This window comes from Prescottella equi (assembly GCF_020171745.1).
Taxonomy (GTDB): Bacteria; Actinomycetota; Actinomycetes; order Mycobacteriales; family Mycobacteriaceae; genus Prescottella; species Prescottella equi_A.
Window position 1 is genome coordinate 142,793 of sequence record NZ_JAIVAH010000017.1, and the last position, 15,425, is coordinate 158,217.

Here is a 15,425-nt window from a genome sequence, read left to right on the forward strand (position 1 = left end):
GAGGCGTCGAATCTCGAGGGGTCTTCCATGACGATCTCGTTCAACCACACCATCGTTTTCTCGCGGGACAGGTCCGTTGCCGCCGCCTTCTTCACCGAGCTGTTCGGTCTGCCCGACGCAGTGTCGGCGGGCCCGTTCCTGGCGGTCCGTCTCGACAACGACGTGACGCTCGACTTCGCGACGTTGGAAATCGAGGTGCTGCCGCAGCACTACGCGTTCCTGGTCTCGGAGGCGGACTTCGACGACATCTACGGCCGGATCCGCGAGCGCGGAATGGACCACTGGGCCGATCCGCGCAAGACCCGCCCCGGCGAGATCAACCACAACGACGGCGGCCGCGGTGTCTACTTCCACGACCCGGACGGCCACAACCTGGAGATCATCACCCGCCCTTACGGTTCCGGCGGATGACGCGGCACCGGGTGACTCAACGGTAGGAGGGTGGGTTTCGTCGCACCGTGCGGTGATCCGGACATGACGATCCAGTACTGCGATTTCCGGTTCTACGGGGAGTTGAACGACTTCCTGCAGGCTTCCCGGTCCCTGCCGCGCCCGCAAACGGTCACGCACGGGTTCACCGGTACGCCGTCGGTCAAGGATCGGATCGAATCGCTCGGCGTTCCGCACACCGAGGTCGATCTGATCGTCGTCGACGGCCGACCCGTCGGATTCGACCGCCTGCTCTCCGGTGGAGAGCGGGTGGCCGTGTACCCGACCTTCCAGTCGCTCGACCTGGGCGACATCGAGCCTTTGCGCCCGCCACTGCGGGAGCCGCGGTTCGTGCTCGACGTGCACCTCGGTCGTCTCGCGCGCTATCTGCGGCTGCTCGGGTTCGACAGCCTGTATGCGAACGATCGCTCGGACGACGAACTGCTCGCGTTGTCGCGCAGCGAGAATCGCGTCCTGCTCACCCGGGACGTCGGACTGCTCGAACGCGCTGCGCTCGTCTATGGGGGATTCCTGCACGAGACGGACTCGCGACTGCAGTTGCGGGAGGTCCTCGATCGGTTCCGGTTGCAACCGCGGATCGCACCGCTGACGCGGTGTGCGCGGTGCAACGGGCTCATCGGGCCCGCGACGCCCGCGGTCGCACGCGGGCGGGTCCCCCGGGGTGTGCTGCGGGAGCAGCGCCGGTTCAGCAGGTGCCGGGACTGCGGTCAGGTGTACTGGCCGGGAGGTCATCTGGCGCGGTTGCGTGCCCGGTTGGCCGAGATCGGGGTGTGGTTCTGAACCGTGGGCGGTCCGAGATCACCGGTCGAACAGGTCACGCACGAAGGACGTGGTGTCGGGCAATGAGGCGCGCATGGTCTCGAGGTGGCCGGTCGGGTACGTCCGAAACGTCACCGGCTGCCGGTTGGCCGCCAGGTCCGCGGCCAGTTTCAGCGCCAGCGGCGCGGGCACCATGTCGTCGGTCAGGCCCTGTCCGAGGAACACGGGGCGGTCGTAGCCGGCCGTGGGAACCTCGAGCATGTCGCGGACCGCGGCCAGCAGGGCGGGGTCGTCGAGCGGGCGGGAGACGAGGTCGCCGATCGAGACGTCGGCCAGTTTCGGCGCCATCGTCTCGTAGCACTCGGTCTCGGCGCCGGTGAGGGCGTCACGGCCGACCGGGGTGAGGAATCGGTCGACGTCGACGTCCGGTCGCGCCGCCCGCAGGCCGGCCAGGATGTACGACACGAACACGGTGCTGCCCGTGAGCGGAAGGCGGGGGAACCCGGGCCGCACCAGTGTGGTCAGGTTCTCGAGATTCGACGGTGCGCCGGTCGCAACCGTCCCGCGATAGTCGAGTTCGGGCGCGTAGCGCGTCGCCCGCGCCGCGGTGAACAGCGCGGCCTGGCCTCCCTGCGACTGTCCGAGCGCCACCCACCGTGGTGAGAGAGCTGGCTCGACCGCGCGCGCGGCGCGCACCATGTCGATCACGCCGTTCGCCTCGGTGGGCCCGTCGAGGTACGGGTGTAGTCCGGGGGTTCCGAGGCCGACGTAGTCGGTGGCCACGATCGCGTAACCCTGCGAAAGCCAGTGCGCGAGATACGGTCCGCCGATCTTCCCGGTCACGGTGGGGGAGCATCGATCGGCGATCCCGACCGTGCCGTGTGCCCACGAGACGACCGGCCAGCCGCCGGGCGGTGCGTCCCCGGGCGGAAGAAAGACGGCGCCGGTGCTGGTCGCCGAGCGGCCCAGTGGCCCGGTGGTGACGTAGGTGATCTTCGTTCCGGTCGCCGCCCCGGGAATCCACGACGATGTCGGCAACGACTCCACCGCGGTCACGGAGCCCGGCGTGGACACCGGGGCCGGAGCTTCGGCGGGCGCCGGGAGTGCCTGGGTAATTGCCACGACGACGGCCGTCGTCACGGTCGCTACCGCGAGCGCGGCGCGGTAGGCGAGTTGTCCGATCATCGCGTCACCTCGCAGATGTCCCTCGAACGATGCCCCGTTGTGCGCCCCACCATCTATTCTGCTGGTTGGGATGCGATCTTCGCTCGGGGTTCGGCGGCGTTACCATCGAAAGCTCTGGGCGCAGCTTCGTTTTGGGGGGTGTTGAATGGGGCCGGGTGAGTATCCGGGTGAGTTCTCCGGCGAGATGGTGACACCGCCGACGTGGCTCGTGATGTTGGCGATGCTGCCCATCCTCGCGATGGTGTTGCTGCTCGGGTGGTTCGGGTGGCACGAATGGCGGGCGCGCAGCCGCAACCGGACCTCCCCGGTCCACGCCGCGGCCTGGGCGATGGATCACGACGAACTCGCCCGCGCCATCGCGGCGCTCACCGACCGCGAACGCGAACTACTCGCGGTGGGGGACGTCGACACCGCCCGGGCGGTCGCCGTCGACCGCGACATCTGCCTCGCCGTCAGCGAACGGCGCGAGGACGTCTCCTAGGCGTGCCGGTCGGCCGGCTGGCCGAGGCGGGCCCGCACCCCGTCGATGAACAGGGCCAGCCCGAAGTCGAACCGGACCTGCGGGTCGCCGTCGAGGAAGTCGTCGTCGGAGCCGAGGTCGGCGCCGGTCTCGATGTCGGGTGATGCGGGCGTCCGAGTGAGGGCGCCGAGCGCCTCCATCTGGGCACGGGACTGCTCGTCGACGGTGTGTCCGAGGACGAAGTAGAGCAGCGTGTACGCGGCCAGCTCGGCATACGGGCGGGGGAGTCCGGCGCGCACGCCGGCGCCCACGAAACTCTCCCGGGCCAGGTTCGACGTCATGCGCGACGCGTAGGTCGCCGCCACCAGTTCGGCGCCGTCGCGATGAGCCAGCAGGGCCGTCCGCAGGCGCTGTGCGAGTTCGGCGATCCCGTCGTCCCACTGCTCCGACGACACCGGCGCGTCGACGCCTTCGAGGATCCGGTCGGCCATCGCGCCGAGCAGGGTCTGCTTGTTCGGGAAATGCCAGTACAGGGCCCCCGGCTGGACGCCGAGCGAGGTCGCGAGCCGGCGCATCGTGAGATCGGCGAGTCCGTACTCGTCGAGGATCGCCATCGCGCCGTCGAGGACGTCGCCGCGTCGCAGCTGCACTGACTCACTCCTCCGGATCGGGCCGAGGCCGCGGTTCTCGCGGTGGCCTGTTCCTTTGACACTAATCCACCTCGGCTCTAACGTGAACGCCGTTCAACTTGTACGGTGTTCAAGTTCGCGCCGACCTAGTTGCCGAATCCGTCCGGTCCCGGCTCTCGGGGCTGTTCGCACCCCGAGGAGTTCGCAGTGACCAGTGCCCCCGACGTCGTCGACCTCGACATTCTCGCGACCGCACGCGACCAGGTGCTCGAGCGTGGTGAGGGATTGAGCCAGGAGCAGGTGCTCGAGGTGCTGCGCCTCGGCGACGACCGACTGGAGGAGCTGCTCGCCCTCGCGCACGACGTGCGCATGAAGTGGTGCGGGCCGGAGGTCGAGGTCGAGGGCATCATCAGCCTCAAGACCGGCGGCTGCCCCGAGGACTGCCACTTCTGCTCGCAGTCCGGGCTGTTCCAGTCGCCCGTGCGCGCCGCCTGGCTCGACATCCCCAGCCTGGTCGAGGCCGCGAAGCAGACCGCCAAGACCGGCGCCACCGAGTTCTGCATCGTTGCCGCGGTCCGCGGGCCCGACGAGAAGCTGCTCGCCCAGGTCGCGGCCGGTATCGAGGCCATCCGCAACGAGGTCGACATCCAGATCGCGTGCTCGCTCGGCATGCTCACCCAGGAGCAGGTCGACCAGCTCGCCGCGATGGGCGTGCACCGCTACAACCACAACCTCGAGACCTCCGAGTCGTACTTCCCGAACGTCGTCACCACCCACACCTGGGAGGAGCGCTGGGACACCCTGCGCATGGTCCGGGAGGCCGGCATGGAGGTGTGCTGCGGCGGCATCCTCGGCATGGGGGAGAGCGTCGAGCAGCGCGCCGAGTTCGCCGCGAACCTCGCCGCGCTCGAGCCCGACGAGGTGCCGCTGAACTTCTTCAACCCGCGTCCGGGCACGCCGTTCGGCGACCTCGACGTGCTGCCCGCGAGCGAGGCGCTCAAGTCGGTGGCGGCGTTCCGTCTCGCGCTGCCGCGCACGATCCTGCGCTTCGCCGGCGGCCGCGAGATCACGCTCGGCGACCTCGGCGCCAAGCAGGGCATGCTCGGCGGCATCAACGCCGTGATCGTCGGCAACTACCTGACCACGCTGGGCCGTCCCGCCGAGAGCGACCTGGATCTGCTGGTGGATCTCGAGATGCCGATCAAGGCGCTCAATGCCACCCTCTGACGCGGTGACGGAGGCGGCCGGCGCGGGCGAGCACTACAACCCGTTCACCGGGCACCGGATCGTCGTCGGCGTCGACGACGCGACACCCGCATCCGCGCAACTCGGCCTCGAGCCGCCCCGGTTCTGCGAGCAGTGCGGCCGCCGGATGATCGTCCAGGTCAGCCCCGACGGCTGGTGGGCCAAGTGCTCCCGGCACGGTGTCCTCGACTCGGCCCTGCTCGGTCGCAGGTAACGTCCCGTGGTGTGACGCCACCCCGACAGTCTCGGCCGCGAGCCGCCTTGCGAATCGTTGCCGGGCTGACGGTTGTCGGCGTGCCGGCGGGGGCAATCTGGGCGCTGCTCGCACCGGCGGTGCACATGCTCGTCGTCGCCGAGGACCGCGGTGTCGTGCTGACCACCGAGAGCCTGCACCGATTCGACGCGCTGGCGATCTTCGTCGGCATCACCCTCGTGGTCGGGGTGCTGTCGGCGGTCGTGGTGTGGGGGATGCGGCGCTTCCGCGGTCCCGGTCAGATGGCCGCGCTCGTCGGGGGTTCGGCAATCGGCGCCGGTGTGGCAGCTCTGGTCGGGATGGGCGTGGCGCGACTGCGCTACCCGGACGTCACCGGTCCCGCAGTCGACTCCGTCATCGCGGCCGCACCGGGTCTGTCGACACCGCTCGTGCTCGTCGCGCAGCCCCTCGCGGCGGCCCTCGTCTACCTGCTGCTGGTGTCACTCAGCCCGGACGACGACCTCGGTGTCGGGGACGGGACCGCGCCTGCTGTCGCCGAACCAGAGCCGGCGGACGCGGCCGACGGGCCCTAGCACCGACGAGCCTCAGCAACGTGCGTGGGCGTCAGCCCAGCGCCGAATACGCCCGCGGGATCGCCTTTTCGGTGCGCGCACAGAACTCGGTGAACGGGGTGGCATCGATGCCACCGGCCGCGCCGCGACCGCGTTTCCAGGTGCCGACCACCCGGCCGTTCTCCACGACGGTCGGCATGAACATGCCGTTGTTGCCGGGTTGCAGTCGTGGCTGGAACGCCGGATCCACGGCGGCGCCGCCGTCCCGGTAGCCGAGGATGAACTCGTCGAATCCGGGCAGCAGGAACACCCCGCGCGCGTGCCGACGGTGTGTCGCGAGCAGCTCGGGCGTCGCAGGGTCGAGGAAGTAGTCGACACCGTTGACCGAAGTTCTCTCGAGCTGCTCGGACGCCAGCGCGAGTCCCGCGCGTGCCTGCCGGACGGTCAGTTTCGTCCACCACACGAAGTCGTCGAGCGTCGCCGGTCCGTGGCTGCGGAAGTACCGCAGCGCCCACTCGCCCAACGCCGCGTCGCCGTCGAGGTTCCGTGAGTTGCTGATCCAGTCGTCGAGCAACACCACTCGCTGTGCCCCGCCGTCGACCGGCCCCAGACACACGACTCCGGTCAGTGCCAGCGTCCACAGCAGATGCTGACCGCGCTGATTCGCCGTCGCGATCCCGGCTTGCTCCCAGGCCTGCATCAGATCCGATCGGCCCAGGCCGTCACCGGTGAGTGCATCCCGAGCGACGTTGCCGGCGTGTTCGATCGCGGCGTCGTCGATGTCGAGCGCACGGTGGCGCGCCCGCACACTCGACAGCGTCCGGGCGCCGGTGAGTGCGAGCATCCACGACAGATCCTCGGCGGCGACGAAGTGCAGGGTTCCCCGCATGGGCCACGAGCGCACCACCTTGCCGGCGTTCAGAGCGTCGAGGATTGATGCGCGGCCCGTGGGACCGGAGCGTAGCGCGATCGACGTGCGAGCTCCCGGGAAGTCCTGCGCCTGAGCGGCGGTCAGCCAACGCACGGACTCGGTCGCCGAAGCGGACGCCGGACCCGCGACCCGCTGCGCAACGAGGCGCATCAGCGCCAACTCCCGGAGCGTCGTCATGCGATGAATCTAGTGCTGCCCACCGACACGCGACAGAAGGCCTAAACCGGCCCGGGCCGACCCGTGCATGTGGAAATATCGCGGCACCGAACTGGAGGAGGCGCCGTGAGCTGCAGGATCATCCGAACCGCCGGCATTGTCGCGGCCGCCGTGATCGCGACCGTCGGGCTGGCCGGCTGCCGGGCTCCTGACACACCGCCCGGATGGTCGAGCTACACCATCGAGCGCGGCGCACACAGCGCTTCGGTGTACCGCCCGCTCGGTGTCGCCGGCCCGCTCGAGGGTTGGGTGAGCCCCGGTGGAGCGTCGCCGACCTACGACTTCGTGTTCACGCCCACCGCCGAGTACGTGCTCACCGCACCCACGCAACCCGAGGATCAGTTCGACTGGAACAAGCTGCCCGGCTTCTCGGACTGCGGCGACTTCGACCTGGCCCGCAACGGCGCGATGTTCGGTTGGCGGTGGCGCACCGACACCTCACCGCAGGTACTCGAACTCGTGCCCTATGCGAACGCGAACGGTGTGCACCAGTACCCGTCGAGTGCGCTCGTGACCCTCGACGGCAACGACCTCGCGGCCAACGAACCCCTGACCTATTCGATCGGGATCGACGGGTCCGACTATCGATTCGCGATCGACGGCACCATCCGCGGCCGGACCATCCACGAGACGGCCTCGCTGCCCCGGTCCTGTCCCGGCACCTCCGAGGACGCGGGCAAGTGGTACTCCGGCTACTACTTCGGAGGCACGTCCACCGCCCCGTCCCGGACGTACGCCTATGTGCGCGAATCCGTGGACAGCGCGGCGCTGGGTGGGTCCCTCGGTTCGGGATCGGGCGGCTCGAGTGGCTCGGTGCTCGGTGGGATCGAATCCGGTCTGGGTTCGCTCAGTCAGTAGTTCACGCGCATTGACCGCGCAGATCCCGACCCGACTGGGGTGTCCACGATTTCGCGTAGGCGTCCACGGTCTCCTGGCCCGTGCGACTGGCGATCGTGCGCATCAGCGCGTCCGTCGCGGCTCGCATACCCTCGGGCCCCGCGGTCCGGAACGGGGCCAGGTCGAGCGGCGGAAGGATCTGCACGGTGACGCGGCGGCGCCACCAGGGCGCGGCGCCTTCGGCGGTGGTTCCGGTGATCGCAACCGGGAGTAGTGGCGCGCCCGTCTCCAGTGCGACGCGAACCGCGCCGGTGCGGCCACGGTAGAGGCGGCCGTCGGGGGAGCGGGTCCCCTCCGGGTGGATTCCCCAGGCGCCGCCTCCCTCGATGATCCGGGTGGCGGCGCCGATAGCCGGCGCCGCTGCGGTCCCGCCGCTGCGGTCGACGGGTATCTGGCCCAACGCCGAGAAGAACCAGCGCTGAAGGACTCCGACGACGCCGGTGCGGTCGAAGTACTCGCTCTTCGCGAGGAACGAGGTCGGTCGACGGGCGGCCAGCGTCAGATAGAACGAGTCGAGGACCGCCAGATGATTCGCCGCGAGGATGACAGGGCCCCTACGAGGAACATGCTCGCGACCGGAGATCTTCGGGCGTCCGAGGATGAACAGTGCGGGCCCGATCAGCAGGTAGCGGCACGCCAGGTACGCGCATCGTCGGAAAGTGTGCATAGACACTGTCTACATCGAAATAGGAGACACTGTCTACGTGACGGTCGATGGAACGCGAGAGGCCCTTGTCAGGGCTGGAGTCGAGCTACTCGAGGAAACCGGCGACGCCGACGTGGGGCTGCGTGCGATCGCCCGTCGTGCCGGTGTCTCGCACGGAGCGCCGCGGCGTTGGTTCCCCACACGTCGGAGCCTGCTCGCCGCGATTGCGGAGGTCGGGTTGGCGGATCTCGCGGCAGCATTGGCGTCGGCGGCTGAGCGGTCAGGTGGCGATCTGGTGCGCGTGGCGGAGGCTTACGTCGAGTTCGCTGTGTCTAGGCCGGCGATGTTCACGCTCGTGTTCCGGCACGATCTGCTCGAAGGGTCCGGCGCCGAATTGCGGACCGTGTCGCAACCGCTGTTCGGGTGGCTCGTCGACATGGTCGAGCATGCGGCGGGCGGGGGTGAATCCGAGGCGCGTGCAGCGGCGTTGTGGGTTGGCGTCCACGGTATCGCTGTGCTCGCAGCGACCGGTTCGCTCGAACTCGCCACCGGGGGCGTCGACCGGAGGCGGCTGACCGCGCTCGTCGTTCGAAACAGTCTGTCGTCGAGGTGATTCCGATCAGAAAGGTGGCGAATCATCAACTGTGACCGACGGCGATGTTCCAGGGTCGATCCTCTTCCTCGAATTGCCGTGTCGTGGCGTGTGACCACGTCGTCGGCGTTGCCGCGGCGGTATGTGGACGTCGAGGAGAAAGTCGAGATCGAGTTCGGCGCGTGAGTAGTTCAACGCGGCCAGGGTGGCGCTGTCGGTGACCCGATCCAGGACGTCGTCGGCGATGCCCGCATGGAGGTTGCCCAGGCCCGCATCCGCGAACGGTCCGTGAGGTTCGGTGACAGTGGTCCGACCCGACGGGTCCGACCACTCCAGCCTTCCGCCGCCGATCTGCCGGACGGTCCAGTAGCTGAGTGTCTTTAGTCGATGATGTTTGCGACACAGACACGCGAGGTTCGCTTCAGTCGTGGGTCCGCCGCGCGCGGGATCGTCGCGATCGAACGCGACCGTGTGGTCGAGGTCGCACGCACTGGCGGGGACGGTGCAGTTCGGGAAACGGCAGCCGCCATCCCGGATCCGCACCGTCTCCGCGAGCTGACTGCCGGGTCGATAGATGTGTTTGCGGACGCGCGCCGTGACATCGGCGGGGTTATGTCGTGGTGCCTCCAGAGAGGATCCGACACCGACCACCGGGCCTGTCGAACATGCTGTCGCGGAGGCAAGTCGAACCCGATCCCGATCGGTGAGGGTGAGCACTCGCTTCCACGTGCCGTCCGCGGCGAGGTCCCGAGCCAGCTCGGCGTCGATGGGGCCGTGGCCGAACAGGTAGCCGGGGGCATCGTCGAGACCGAGGAGTGTCGATGCGTCGACGCCGACCAGAATTTGAACCGATACTCCCGAACGAGCGGGACGATCCTCGTGCCCGGGAAGATTTGTGCGGGCGGTGCAGTCCTCACGCCCGCAACTGCAGTCCAGATGCGCGTACCCGGATGCGAGCGCGACCAGTGCGTCGGCCCGGCGCTGCGCATCGGTGCGCGGATCGTGCGCGCACACGTCGAAACACATCGCACGGAGCCGACCGGCCAGGATCCGGCCGCCCGCGGCGGGCAGCAGACCGTCAACCTCGGCCATCGCATCGTCACGGGCGATGACGCGCACGTCGCGATCCGCGGCCGCTCGGCGGCGGCGTTCGTGAGTACCCTCCGGATCCAGGCGGGCGATCAGTCGCCGGGCGCGCTCCTTGAGTCGGGTGGTGCTCGCCCGGTCCGCACCGTCGAGAAGCCGTTGCTCGATCTCCGCGAGCATCGCGTCGGACACGTTCGCGAGCGCCTCGGCCAGGGCATGCGCTTTCGCGAGATCGATCCGGCCGGACGCGAAGGCGTCGCGTACCCGGTGCAAGCGCCACCGCAGATCGCAGCCGAGCCCGATCATGCGCTGCGCCGCCGACTCCGTCAGCCCGAGGATTCCGGCCACTTCCACATGCGCGAACTCGCCGTGACGGGCCTCGTTCCGGCCCGCACGCGCGTCCTCTTCGCACCGGGCCACGAACAGATCGGCCACTGACTCGATCTCGAGGAACTGTTCCCGCGCGATCCGGGCATGCCGGGCGGAGAGCGCCGCAGATTCGTCTGCGTCTGCATTCGCGACCCCCGTTTCGAACATGCATTCGAGTGTAGTCGGACGTGCCGACAATCGTTGGGGAAACGAACTCAGACCGGCGGGCGCAATGCCGCGAACTCGTCGGTGACCCGCAGTCGCGAGTCGGTGAACCGGTACAGCGCGGCCGGCCTTCCACCGGTGCGTCCCGATCGGGCCGTGTTGCCGGTGGCGGTGATGACGCCACGCCGGGTCAACACCCGCTGCAGGTTGGTGGTGTCGACCTGGTATCCCAGAGCGGCACAATAGATTTCGCGCAGCGTCGACATCGTGAACTCGTCGGGCGCGAGCGCGAATGCGATGTTGGTGTACGAGAGCTTGGCTGCCAGGCGCGTGCGTGCGTGTTCGACGACGGTGCCGTGATCGAACGACATCGATGGCAGCGCCGAGACCGGGTGCCAGGCGGTGTCGGGCGGCAGCTGTGGATCGGCGGGGAGGGGGACCAGGCCCAGGTAGGTCGACGCGATCCGGCGGTCGCCGGGCACCCGGTGTGGATCGCTGAACACCGACAGCTGTTCGAGGTGTGCCACCTCGCGGACGTCGACCTTCTCGGCCAGCTGCCGCCGAGCGGACGTCTTGAGGTCCTCGTCGTCGCGGAGGGTTCCGCCGGGCAGGGACCACGTGCCCTTCTGCGGGTCGAGTGCGCGCTGCCACAACAGCACCATCAGTTCGTCGCCGCGGCACCCGTTGGGGCCGTGATGGCCGTCACCAGCGGTGATGGTTCGAGTTGCCGGCCGAGCCTGGAACACCGCGGTGAGCACTTCGTGGACGGTGCTACCATGTGGCATGTTTTCGATCCTAAGTCGAAAACCTCGATTTCGGAAATTCGGGCCAGCCCGCCCGGGTTGTAGTGACGGAGCCGTCGAAGAGGCTTCGGAAGAAGGAGTGGCCATGACCTCGATGTTGTGGGCGGGTGCAGGACAGATCGTGGACGGTCCCGGTGGGTACACCGGCATCGAGGGTGGCCCCGAGTGGGCGGCAGAGGTGCGCCGCCTGGCCAAGGAGCGCAACGCCACGATCCTGGCGCACAACTACCAGCTGCCCGAGATCCAGGACGTCGCCGACCATGTCGGTGACTCGCTGGCGCTGTCTCGTATCGCGGCCGAGGCCGAAGAGGGCACGATCGTGTTCTGCGGTGTCCACTTCATGGCCGAGACCGCCAAGATCCTCAGCCCCGAGAAGACCGTGCTGATCCCGGACGAGCGCGCGGGCTGCTCGCTCGCCGACTCGATCACCGCCGACCAGTTGCGCGAGTGGAAGGCCGAGCACCCCGACGCTCTGGTGGTGTCGTACGTCAACACCACCGCCGAGGTGAAGGGCCTGACCGACATCTGCTGCACGTCGTCCAACGCGGTCGACGTCGTCGCGTCGATCGATCCCGACCGCGAGGTGCTGTTCCTGCCGGACCAGTTCCTCGGCGCGCACGTCAAGCGTGTGACCGGCCGCGAGAACATGCACATCTGGGCGGGCGAGTGCCACGTGCACGCGGGCATCAACGGTGACGAGCTCACCGCGAAGTCCAAGAGCCACCCGGACGCCGAGTTGTTCGTGCACCCCGAGTGCGGCTGCGCCACTTCGGCGCTGTACCTCGCGGGCGAGGGCTTCGTGCCCGAGGACAAGGTCAAGATCCTCTCGACCGGCGGCATGCTCGATGCGGCCCGCGAGACCGGTGCCAAGCAGGTTCTCGTCGCCACCGAGGTCGGCATGCTGCACCAGCTGCGCAAGGCCGCGCCGGGCGTCGACTTCCAGGCCGTCAACGACCGCGCGTCCTGCCCGTACATGAAGATGATCACCCCGGCCGCGCTGCTGCGCTGCCTGGTCGAGGGCAAGGACGAGGTCCACGTCGCCCCCGACGTCGCCGAGCGCGCACGAAAGTCCGTGCAGCGCATGATCGAGATCGGAAACCCCGGCGGCGGGGAGTAATGGTCGCCGGTCCCGGGGGTGACGGCGTCGTGTGGGAGGCACGCGCCGACGTCGTGGTCGTCGGGGGCGGTGTCGCGGGGCTGACGGCCGCGCGGGTGGCCGCGCAACACGGTCTGCAGGTGCTCGTGGTGAGCAAGGGTGGCCCCACCGACACCGCAACCCAGTACGCGCAGGGCGGCATCGCGGTGGTGGGCGATCCGCGGACCGATTCGGTCGACTCGCATACCGGCGACACGTGTGTCGCGGGCGTCGGGTTGTGCGACGAGGCGGCGGTGCGGTCCATCGTGTCCGCCGGCCGGGAGGCGTTCACCGCGCTGACCGCGCTGGGCGCCGTGTTCGACGTCGGCGCGGACGGCAACGTCGCGCGTACCCGGGAGGGCGGGCACAGCACGCGCCGCATCGTCCACGCGGGCGGCGACGCCACCGGGGCCGAGGTGCAACGGGCGCTGAACGCGGCCGGGATGCCGGTGCTGTTCGGTGCGGCGGCCGCGCGGGTCACGACCGGCCCGGACGGCGTGACCGGCCTGATCGTGTTGTCGGACAAGGGGCTCGGTGTGATCCACACGCCGTCCGTGGTGCTCGCGACCGGCGGGCTGGGGCAGCTGTATTCGTGCAGCACCAACCCGCCCGGCGCCACCGGTGACGGCATCGCGCTGGCGCTCGAGGCAGGCGCCGCGGTGGCCGATCTCGAATTCGTCCAGTTCCATCCCACCGTGCTGTACGCGCCGGGCGGGGTGGGGCGACGTCCCCTCATCAGTGAGGCCGTGCGCGGTGAGGGCGCCCGGCTCGTCGATGCGGAGGGCCGGTCGGTCACCGACGGTGTGCACGCGCAGGGCGACCTCGCGCCGCGTGACGTCGTCTCCCGCGCGATCGCGCAGCGTCTGCGTGACAGCGGTGCCGATCACGTCTATCTCGATGCCCGGCACCTGGCGGGGTTCGCGACGCGGTTCCCGACGGTCACCGCGTCGTGCCTCGCGGCGGGCATCGATCCGTCCGAACAGCTGATCCCGGTGGCGCCCGCGGCGCACTATTCGTGCGGCGGCGTCGTCACCGACGTGCACGGGCGAACCGAGGTTCCGGGACTGTTCGCGGCCGGTGAGGTGGCCCGCACCGGGCTGCACGGCGCCAACCGGCTGGCGTCGAACAGTCTCCTCGAGGGGCTCGTGGTGGGGGAGCGGGTCGGCCGGGCGGCCACCGAGCGCGCCCACCTGAACGTCGAGGCCGACGACCTGCTGCTGCCGTTCCGGCGGCGGGCGCCGCGCGAGACGGTGCAGGCGCTCATGACGGCACATGCCTCCGTTGTCCGAGACGGCGACGGACTGTCTGCCGCGGCAACAGATCTGGGTCGCAGCGGTGTCGCCGTCGCGGGCAGCGGGGCTGCCCTCGAGGACACCTCGCTCACGATCGCCGCGTCCGCGCTCGTGATGGCGGCCGTCGCGCGTCGTGAGAGCCGCGGCTGCCACACTCGCACCGACTACCCGGACACGTCCGACGCGTTCCGCCGCAGCATCGAGGTGCGGATCGGCCGCGACGGTGAACTCGAAGTACCCGAACTGGAATCGACAGGAGCACGATGAGCACGCTGGACCGACTCGATCCGCAGGAGACGCTCGCGCTGGTGCGCACCGCGCTCGACGAGGACCTGCGCTACGGTCCCGACATCACGTCGGTCGCGACGGTGCCCGAGGGGGCCGTCGCGAAGGCAGCCGTCGTGACCCGGTCGGTCGGCACCGTCGCGGGCATCGACGTGGGTCTGACCGTGCTCGACGAGGTGATCGGTGCCGGCAACTACGAGGTGCTGGGTCGCGTCGCCGACGGCACCCGGGTACAGCCCGGTGACTCGGTGCTCACGGTCAGCGCGCCCACCCGCGGACTCCTGACCGCCGAGCGCACGATGCTCAACCTTATGTGCCACCTGTCCGGCATCGCGACCGCGACGTCGGCGTGGGCGGACGCGGTGGCCGGCACGAACTGCAAGATCCGGGACAGTCGCAAGACCCTGCCCGGCATGCGTGGACTGCAGAAGTACGCGGTGCGGGTCGGCGGCGGTGTGAACCACCGGATGGGTCTCGGCGACGCCGCGCTCATCAAGGACAATCACGTCGCCGCGGCGGGCTCGGTCGTGGCGGCGCTGCGTGCGGTGCGTGCCGTCGACCCGGACATCGAGTGCGAGGTGGAGGTCGACAACCTCACCCAGCTCGACGAGGTGCTCGCGGAGGGTGTCGAACTCGTTCTGCTGGACAACTTTCCGCTGTGGCAGACACAGATCGCCGTGCAGCGGCGGGACACCGTCTCGCCCACGACCAAGCTCGAGTCGTCGGGTGGTCTCACTCTCGACGTCGCCGCGGACTACGCCGCGACGGGTGTCGACTACCTCGCGGTCGGCGCGCTGACGCACTCGGTCACCGTGCTGGATCTCGGGCTGGACATGTAGCGCGCCGTGTCGCACGTGATGCTGCTGCTGGCGCACCCCCGCCCGGACAGCTACTGCCACGCGATCGCGGACCGGATCCGGTCGGTGCTGACCGGATCCGGCCACGACGTGCGCTTCCACGACCTGTACGCAGAGGCCTTCGATCCGATCGTCTCGGCCGAGGAGGCTTACACGACGGGGGAGTCGGTCGAGTCCTACCTGGCCCGTGAATCCGATTCCGTCGTCGGACGGCACCGCACCGAACTGCGGGACGCTCGGGGTCTCGTCGTCGTCCATCCCAATTGGTGGGGGAAGCCGCCGGCCATCCTGTCCGGATGGATGGACCGCGTGGTAGTGCCCGGCGTGGCGTACCGGCTTCCCGACGCGACCGGTGAACCCGAGAGTCTCCTCGCGATCGAACGGATGCTCGTGGTCAACACCTCGGACACCACTGCCGAACGCGAGCAGTCGGTGTTCGGTGATCCTCTCGAGGCGATCTGGGGCCGGTGCCTGGCGCCGTATCTCGGTGGCCCGTCCTTCGTGCGCCAGGTCTTCAGGCCCGTGACCGATGCGACGCGGGAGCAGCGGACCGACTGGCTGGACGACGTCGCGGACATGACCCGCGCCCTGTTCGTGCACTGAATTCGGTCAGGCACCTGGAGTTGGAGGCGCGAGTGCGGCCTCGCTCACAGTTGAT

18 protein-coding genes are annotated in these 15,425 nt (G+C 69.4%); 12 read left to right on the top strand and 6 right to left on the bottom strand.

What is annotated here, in order from left to right; all coding sequences use genetic code 11:
- Positions 1 to 27: 27 nt before the first annotated feature.
- The gene (locus LCL87_RS14190; RefSeq protein WP_225020631.1) at positions 28 to 411 is read left to right on the top strand and encodes a VOC family protein; all 384 of its coding nucleotides are present in this window, start codon (positions 28 to 30) and stop codon (positions 409 to 411) included.
- Between the two features lie 63 nt (positions 412 to 474).
- Positions 475 to 1,230 carry a Mut7-C RNAse domain-containing protein gene (locus LCL87_RS14195; protein WP_237692222.1) on the top strand — a complete coding sequence of 252 codons (756 nt, stop codon included), beginning with the start codon at positions 475 to 477 and terminating at the stop codon, positions 1,228 to 1,230.
- Positions 1,231 to 1,248: 18 nt separating this feature from the next.
- On the opposite strand, the gene LCL87_RS14200 is transcribed toward LCL87_RS14195, so the two are convergent.
- Positions 1,249 to 2,394 carry a lipase family protein gene (locus LCL87_RS14200; protein ID WP_225020635.1) on the bottom strand — a complete coding sequence of 382 codons (1,146 nt, stop codon included), beginning with the start codon at positions 2,392 to 2,394 and terminating at the stop codon, positions 1,249 to 1,251.
- A gap of 145 nt (positions 2,395 to 2,539) precedes the next feature.
- Here LCL87_RS14200 and LCL87_RS14205 point away from each other — a divergent pair, with 145 nt between their 5' ends.
- Entirely contained in the window at positions 2,540 to 2,875 is a 336-nt protein-coding gene (locus LCL87_RS14205) for a hypothetical protein (RefSeq protein WP_225020637.1), read from the top strand.
- On the opposite strand, the gene LCL87_RS14210 is transcribed toward LCL87_RS14205, so the two are convergent.
- Positions 2,872 to 3,504: a TetR/AcrR family transcriptional regulator C-terminal domain-containing protein gene (locus LCL87_RS14210; RefSeq protein WP_225020639.1), complete on the bottom strand. Its 633-nt coding sequence runs from the start codon at positions 3,502 to 3,504 to the stop codon at positions 2,872 to 2,874. The two genes, LCL87_RS14205 and LCL87_RS14210, sit on opposite strands and share 4 nt — an antisense overlap.
- Before the next feature lie 186 nt (positions 3,505 to 3,690).
- On the opposite strand from LCL87_RS14210, the gene bioB reads away from it, so the two are divergent.
- The 3 genes from bioB to LCL87_RS14225 are packed head-to-tail and all read left to right on the top strand — an operon-like array spanning position 3,691 to position 5,514.
- Positions 3,691 to 4,710 carry a biotin synthase BioB gene (gene bioB / locus LCL87_RS14215; RefSeq protein WP_225020641.1) on the top strand — a complete coding sequence of 340 codons (1,020 nt, stop codon included), beginning with the start codon at positions 3,691 to 3,693 and terminating at the stop codon, positions 4,708 to 4,710.
- The gene (bsaP, locus tag LCL87_RS14220; RefSeq protein WP_225020644.1) at positions 4,697 to 4,942 is read left to right on the top strand and encodes a biotin synthase auxiliary protein BsaP; all 246 of its coding nucleotides are present in this window, start codon (positions 4,697 to 4,699) and stop codon (positions 4,940 to 4,942) included. The genes bioB and bsaP overlap by 14 nt, the downstream gene beginning before the upstream one ends.
- 11 nt (positions 4,943 to 4,953) lie before the next feature.
- Positions 4,954 to 5,514, top strand: a complete 561-nt coding sequence (locus tag LCL87_RS14225; RefSeq protein ID WP_510850768.1) for a DUF2567 domain-containing protein — start codon at positions 4,954 to 4,956, stop codon at positions 5,512 to 5,514.
- Between the two features lie 31 nt (positions 5,515 to 5,545).
- Here LCL87_RS14225 and LCL87_RS14230 read toward each other — a convergent pair whose 3' ends face one another.
- A complete protein-coding gene (locus LCL87_RS14230; protein ID WP_225020648.1) occupies positions 5,546 to 6,601 on the bottom strand; it encodes a winged helix DNA-binding domain-containing protein in 1,056 nt (351 codons plus the stop codon).
- A gap of 105 nt (positions 6,602 to 6,706) precedes the next feature.
- On the opposite strand from LCL87_RS14230, the gene LCL87_RS14235 reads away from it, so the two are divergent.
- Complete coding sequence (locus LCL87_RS14235) at positions 6,707 to 7,498, top strand: hypothetical protein (protein ID WP_225020650.1); 792 nt, start codon at positions 6,707 to 6,709, stop codon at positions 7,496 to 7,498.
- Position 7,499: 1 nt separating this feature from the next.
- Here LCL87_RS14235 and LCL87_RS14240 read toward each other — a convergent pair whose 3' ends face one another.
- Positions 7,500 to 8,204 (bottom strand): lysophospholipid acyltransferase family protein, encoded by a 705-nt coding sequence (locus LCL87_RS14240; RefSeq protein ID WP_225020652.1) that lies wholly within the window; start codon positions 8,202 to 8,204, stop codon positions 7,500 to 7,502.
- Between the two features lie 37 nt (positions 8,205 to 8,241).
- On the opposite strand from LCL87_RS14240, the gene LCL87_RS14245 reads away from it, so the two are divergent.
- A complete protein-coding gene (locus LCL87_RS14245; RefSeq protein ID WP_225020654.1) occupies positions 8,242 to 8,796 on the top strand; it encodes a TetR/AcrR family transcriptional regulator in 555 nt (184 codons plus the stop codon).
- A 6-nt stretch (positions 8,797 to 8,802) separates the two neighbouring features.
- Here LCL87_RS14245 and LCL87_RS14250 read toward each other — a convergent pair whose 3' ends face one another.
- Both LCL87_RS14250 and LCL87_RS14255 read right to left on the bottom strand, forming a co-directional pair.
- The gene (locus LCL87_RS14250) at positions 8,803 to 10,398 is read right to left on the bottom strand and encodes an HNH endonuclease signature motif containing protein (RefSeq protein ID WP_225020656.1); all 1,596 of its coding nucleotides are present in this window, start codon (positions 10,396 to 10,398) and stop codon (positions 8,803 to 8,805) included.
- A 47-nt stretch (positions 10,399 to 10,445) separates the two neighbouring features.
- On the bottom strand, positions 10,446 to 11,180 hold the full coding sequence (locus LCL87_RS14255; RefSeq protein ID WP_510850769.1) for an NUDIX hydrolase: 735 nt from the start codon (positions 11,178 to 11,180) through the stop codon (positions 10,446 to 10,448).
- 103 nt (positions 11,181 to 11,283) lie between these two features.
- Here LCL87_RS14255 and nadA point away from each other — a divergent pair, with 103 nt between their 5' ends.
- The 4 genes from nadA to LCL87_RS14275 are packed head-to-tail and all read left to right on the top strand — an operon-like array spanning position 11,284 to position 15,370.
- Entirely contained in the window at positions 11,284 to 12,315 is a 1,032-nt protein-coding gene (nadA, locus tag LCL87_RS14260; protein ID WP_225020658.1) for a quinolinate synthase NadA, read from the top strand.
- Complete coding sequence (locus LCL87_RS14265; protein ID WP_225020660.1) at positions 12,315 to 13,892, top strand: L-aspartate oxidase; 1,578 nt, start codon at positions 12,315 to 12,317, stop codon at positions 13,890 to 13,892. Before nadA ends, LCL87_RS14265 begins: the two co-directional genes overlap by 1 nt.
- Positions 13,889 to 14,749, top strand: a complete 861-nt coding sequence (nadC, locus tag LCL87_RS14270; RefSeq protein WP_225020662.1) for a carboxylating nicotinate-nucleotide diphosphorylase — start codon at positions 13,889 to 13,891, stop codon at positions 14,747 to 14,749. The genes LCL87_RS14265 and nadC overlap by 4 nt, the downstream gene beginning before the upstream one ends.
- Before the next feature lie 6 nt (positions 14,750 to 14,755).
- Positions 14,756 to 15,370: an NAD(P)H-dependent oxidoreductase gene (locus tag LCL87_RS14275; protein ID WP_225020663.1), complete on the top strand. Its 615-nt coding sequence runs from the start codon at positions 14,756 to 14,758 to the stop codon at positions 15,368 to 15,370.
- Positions 15,371 to 15,425: the final 55 nt, after the last annotated feature.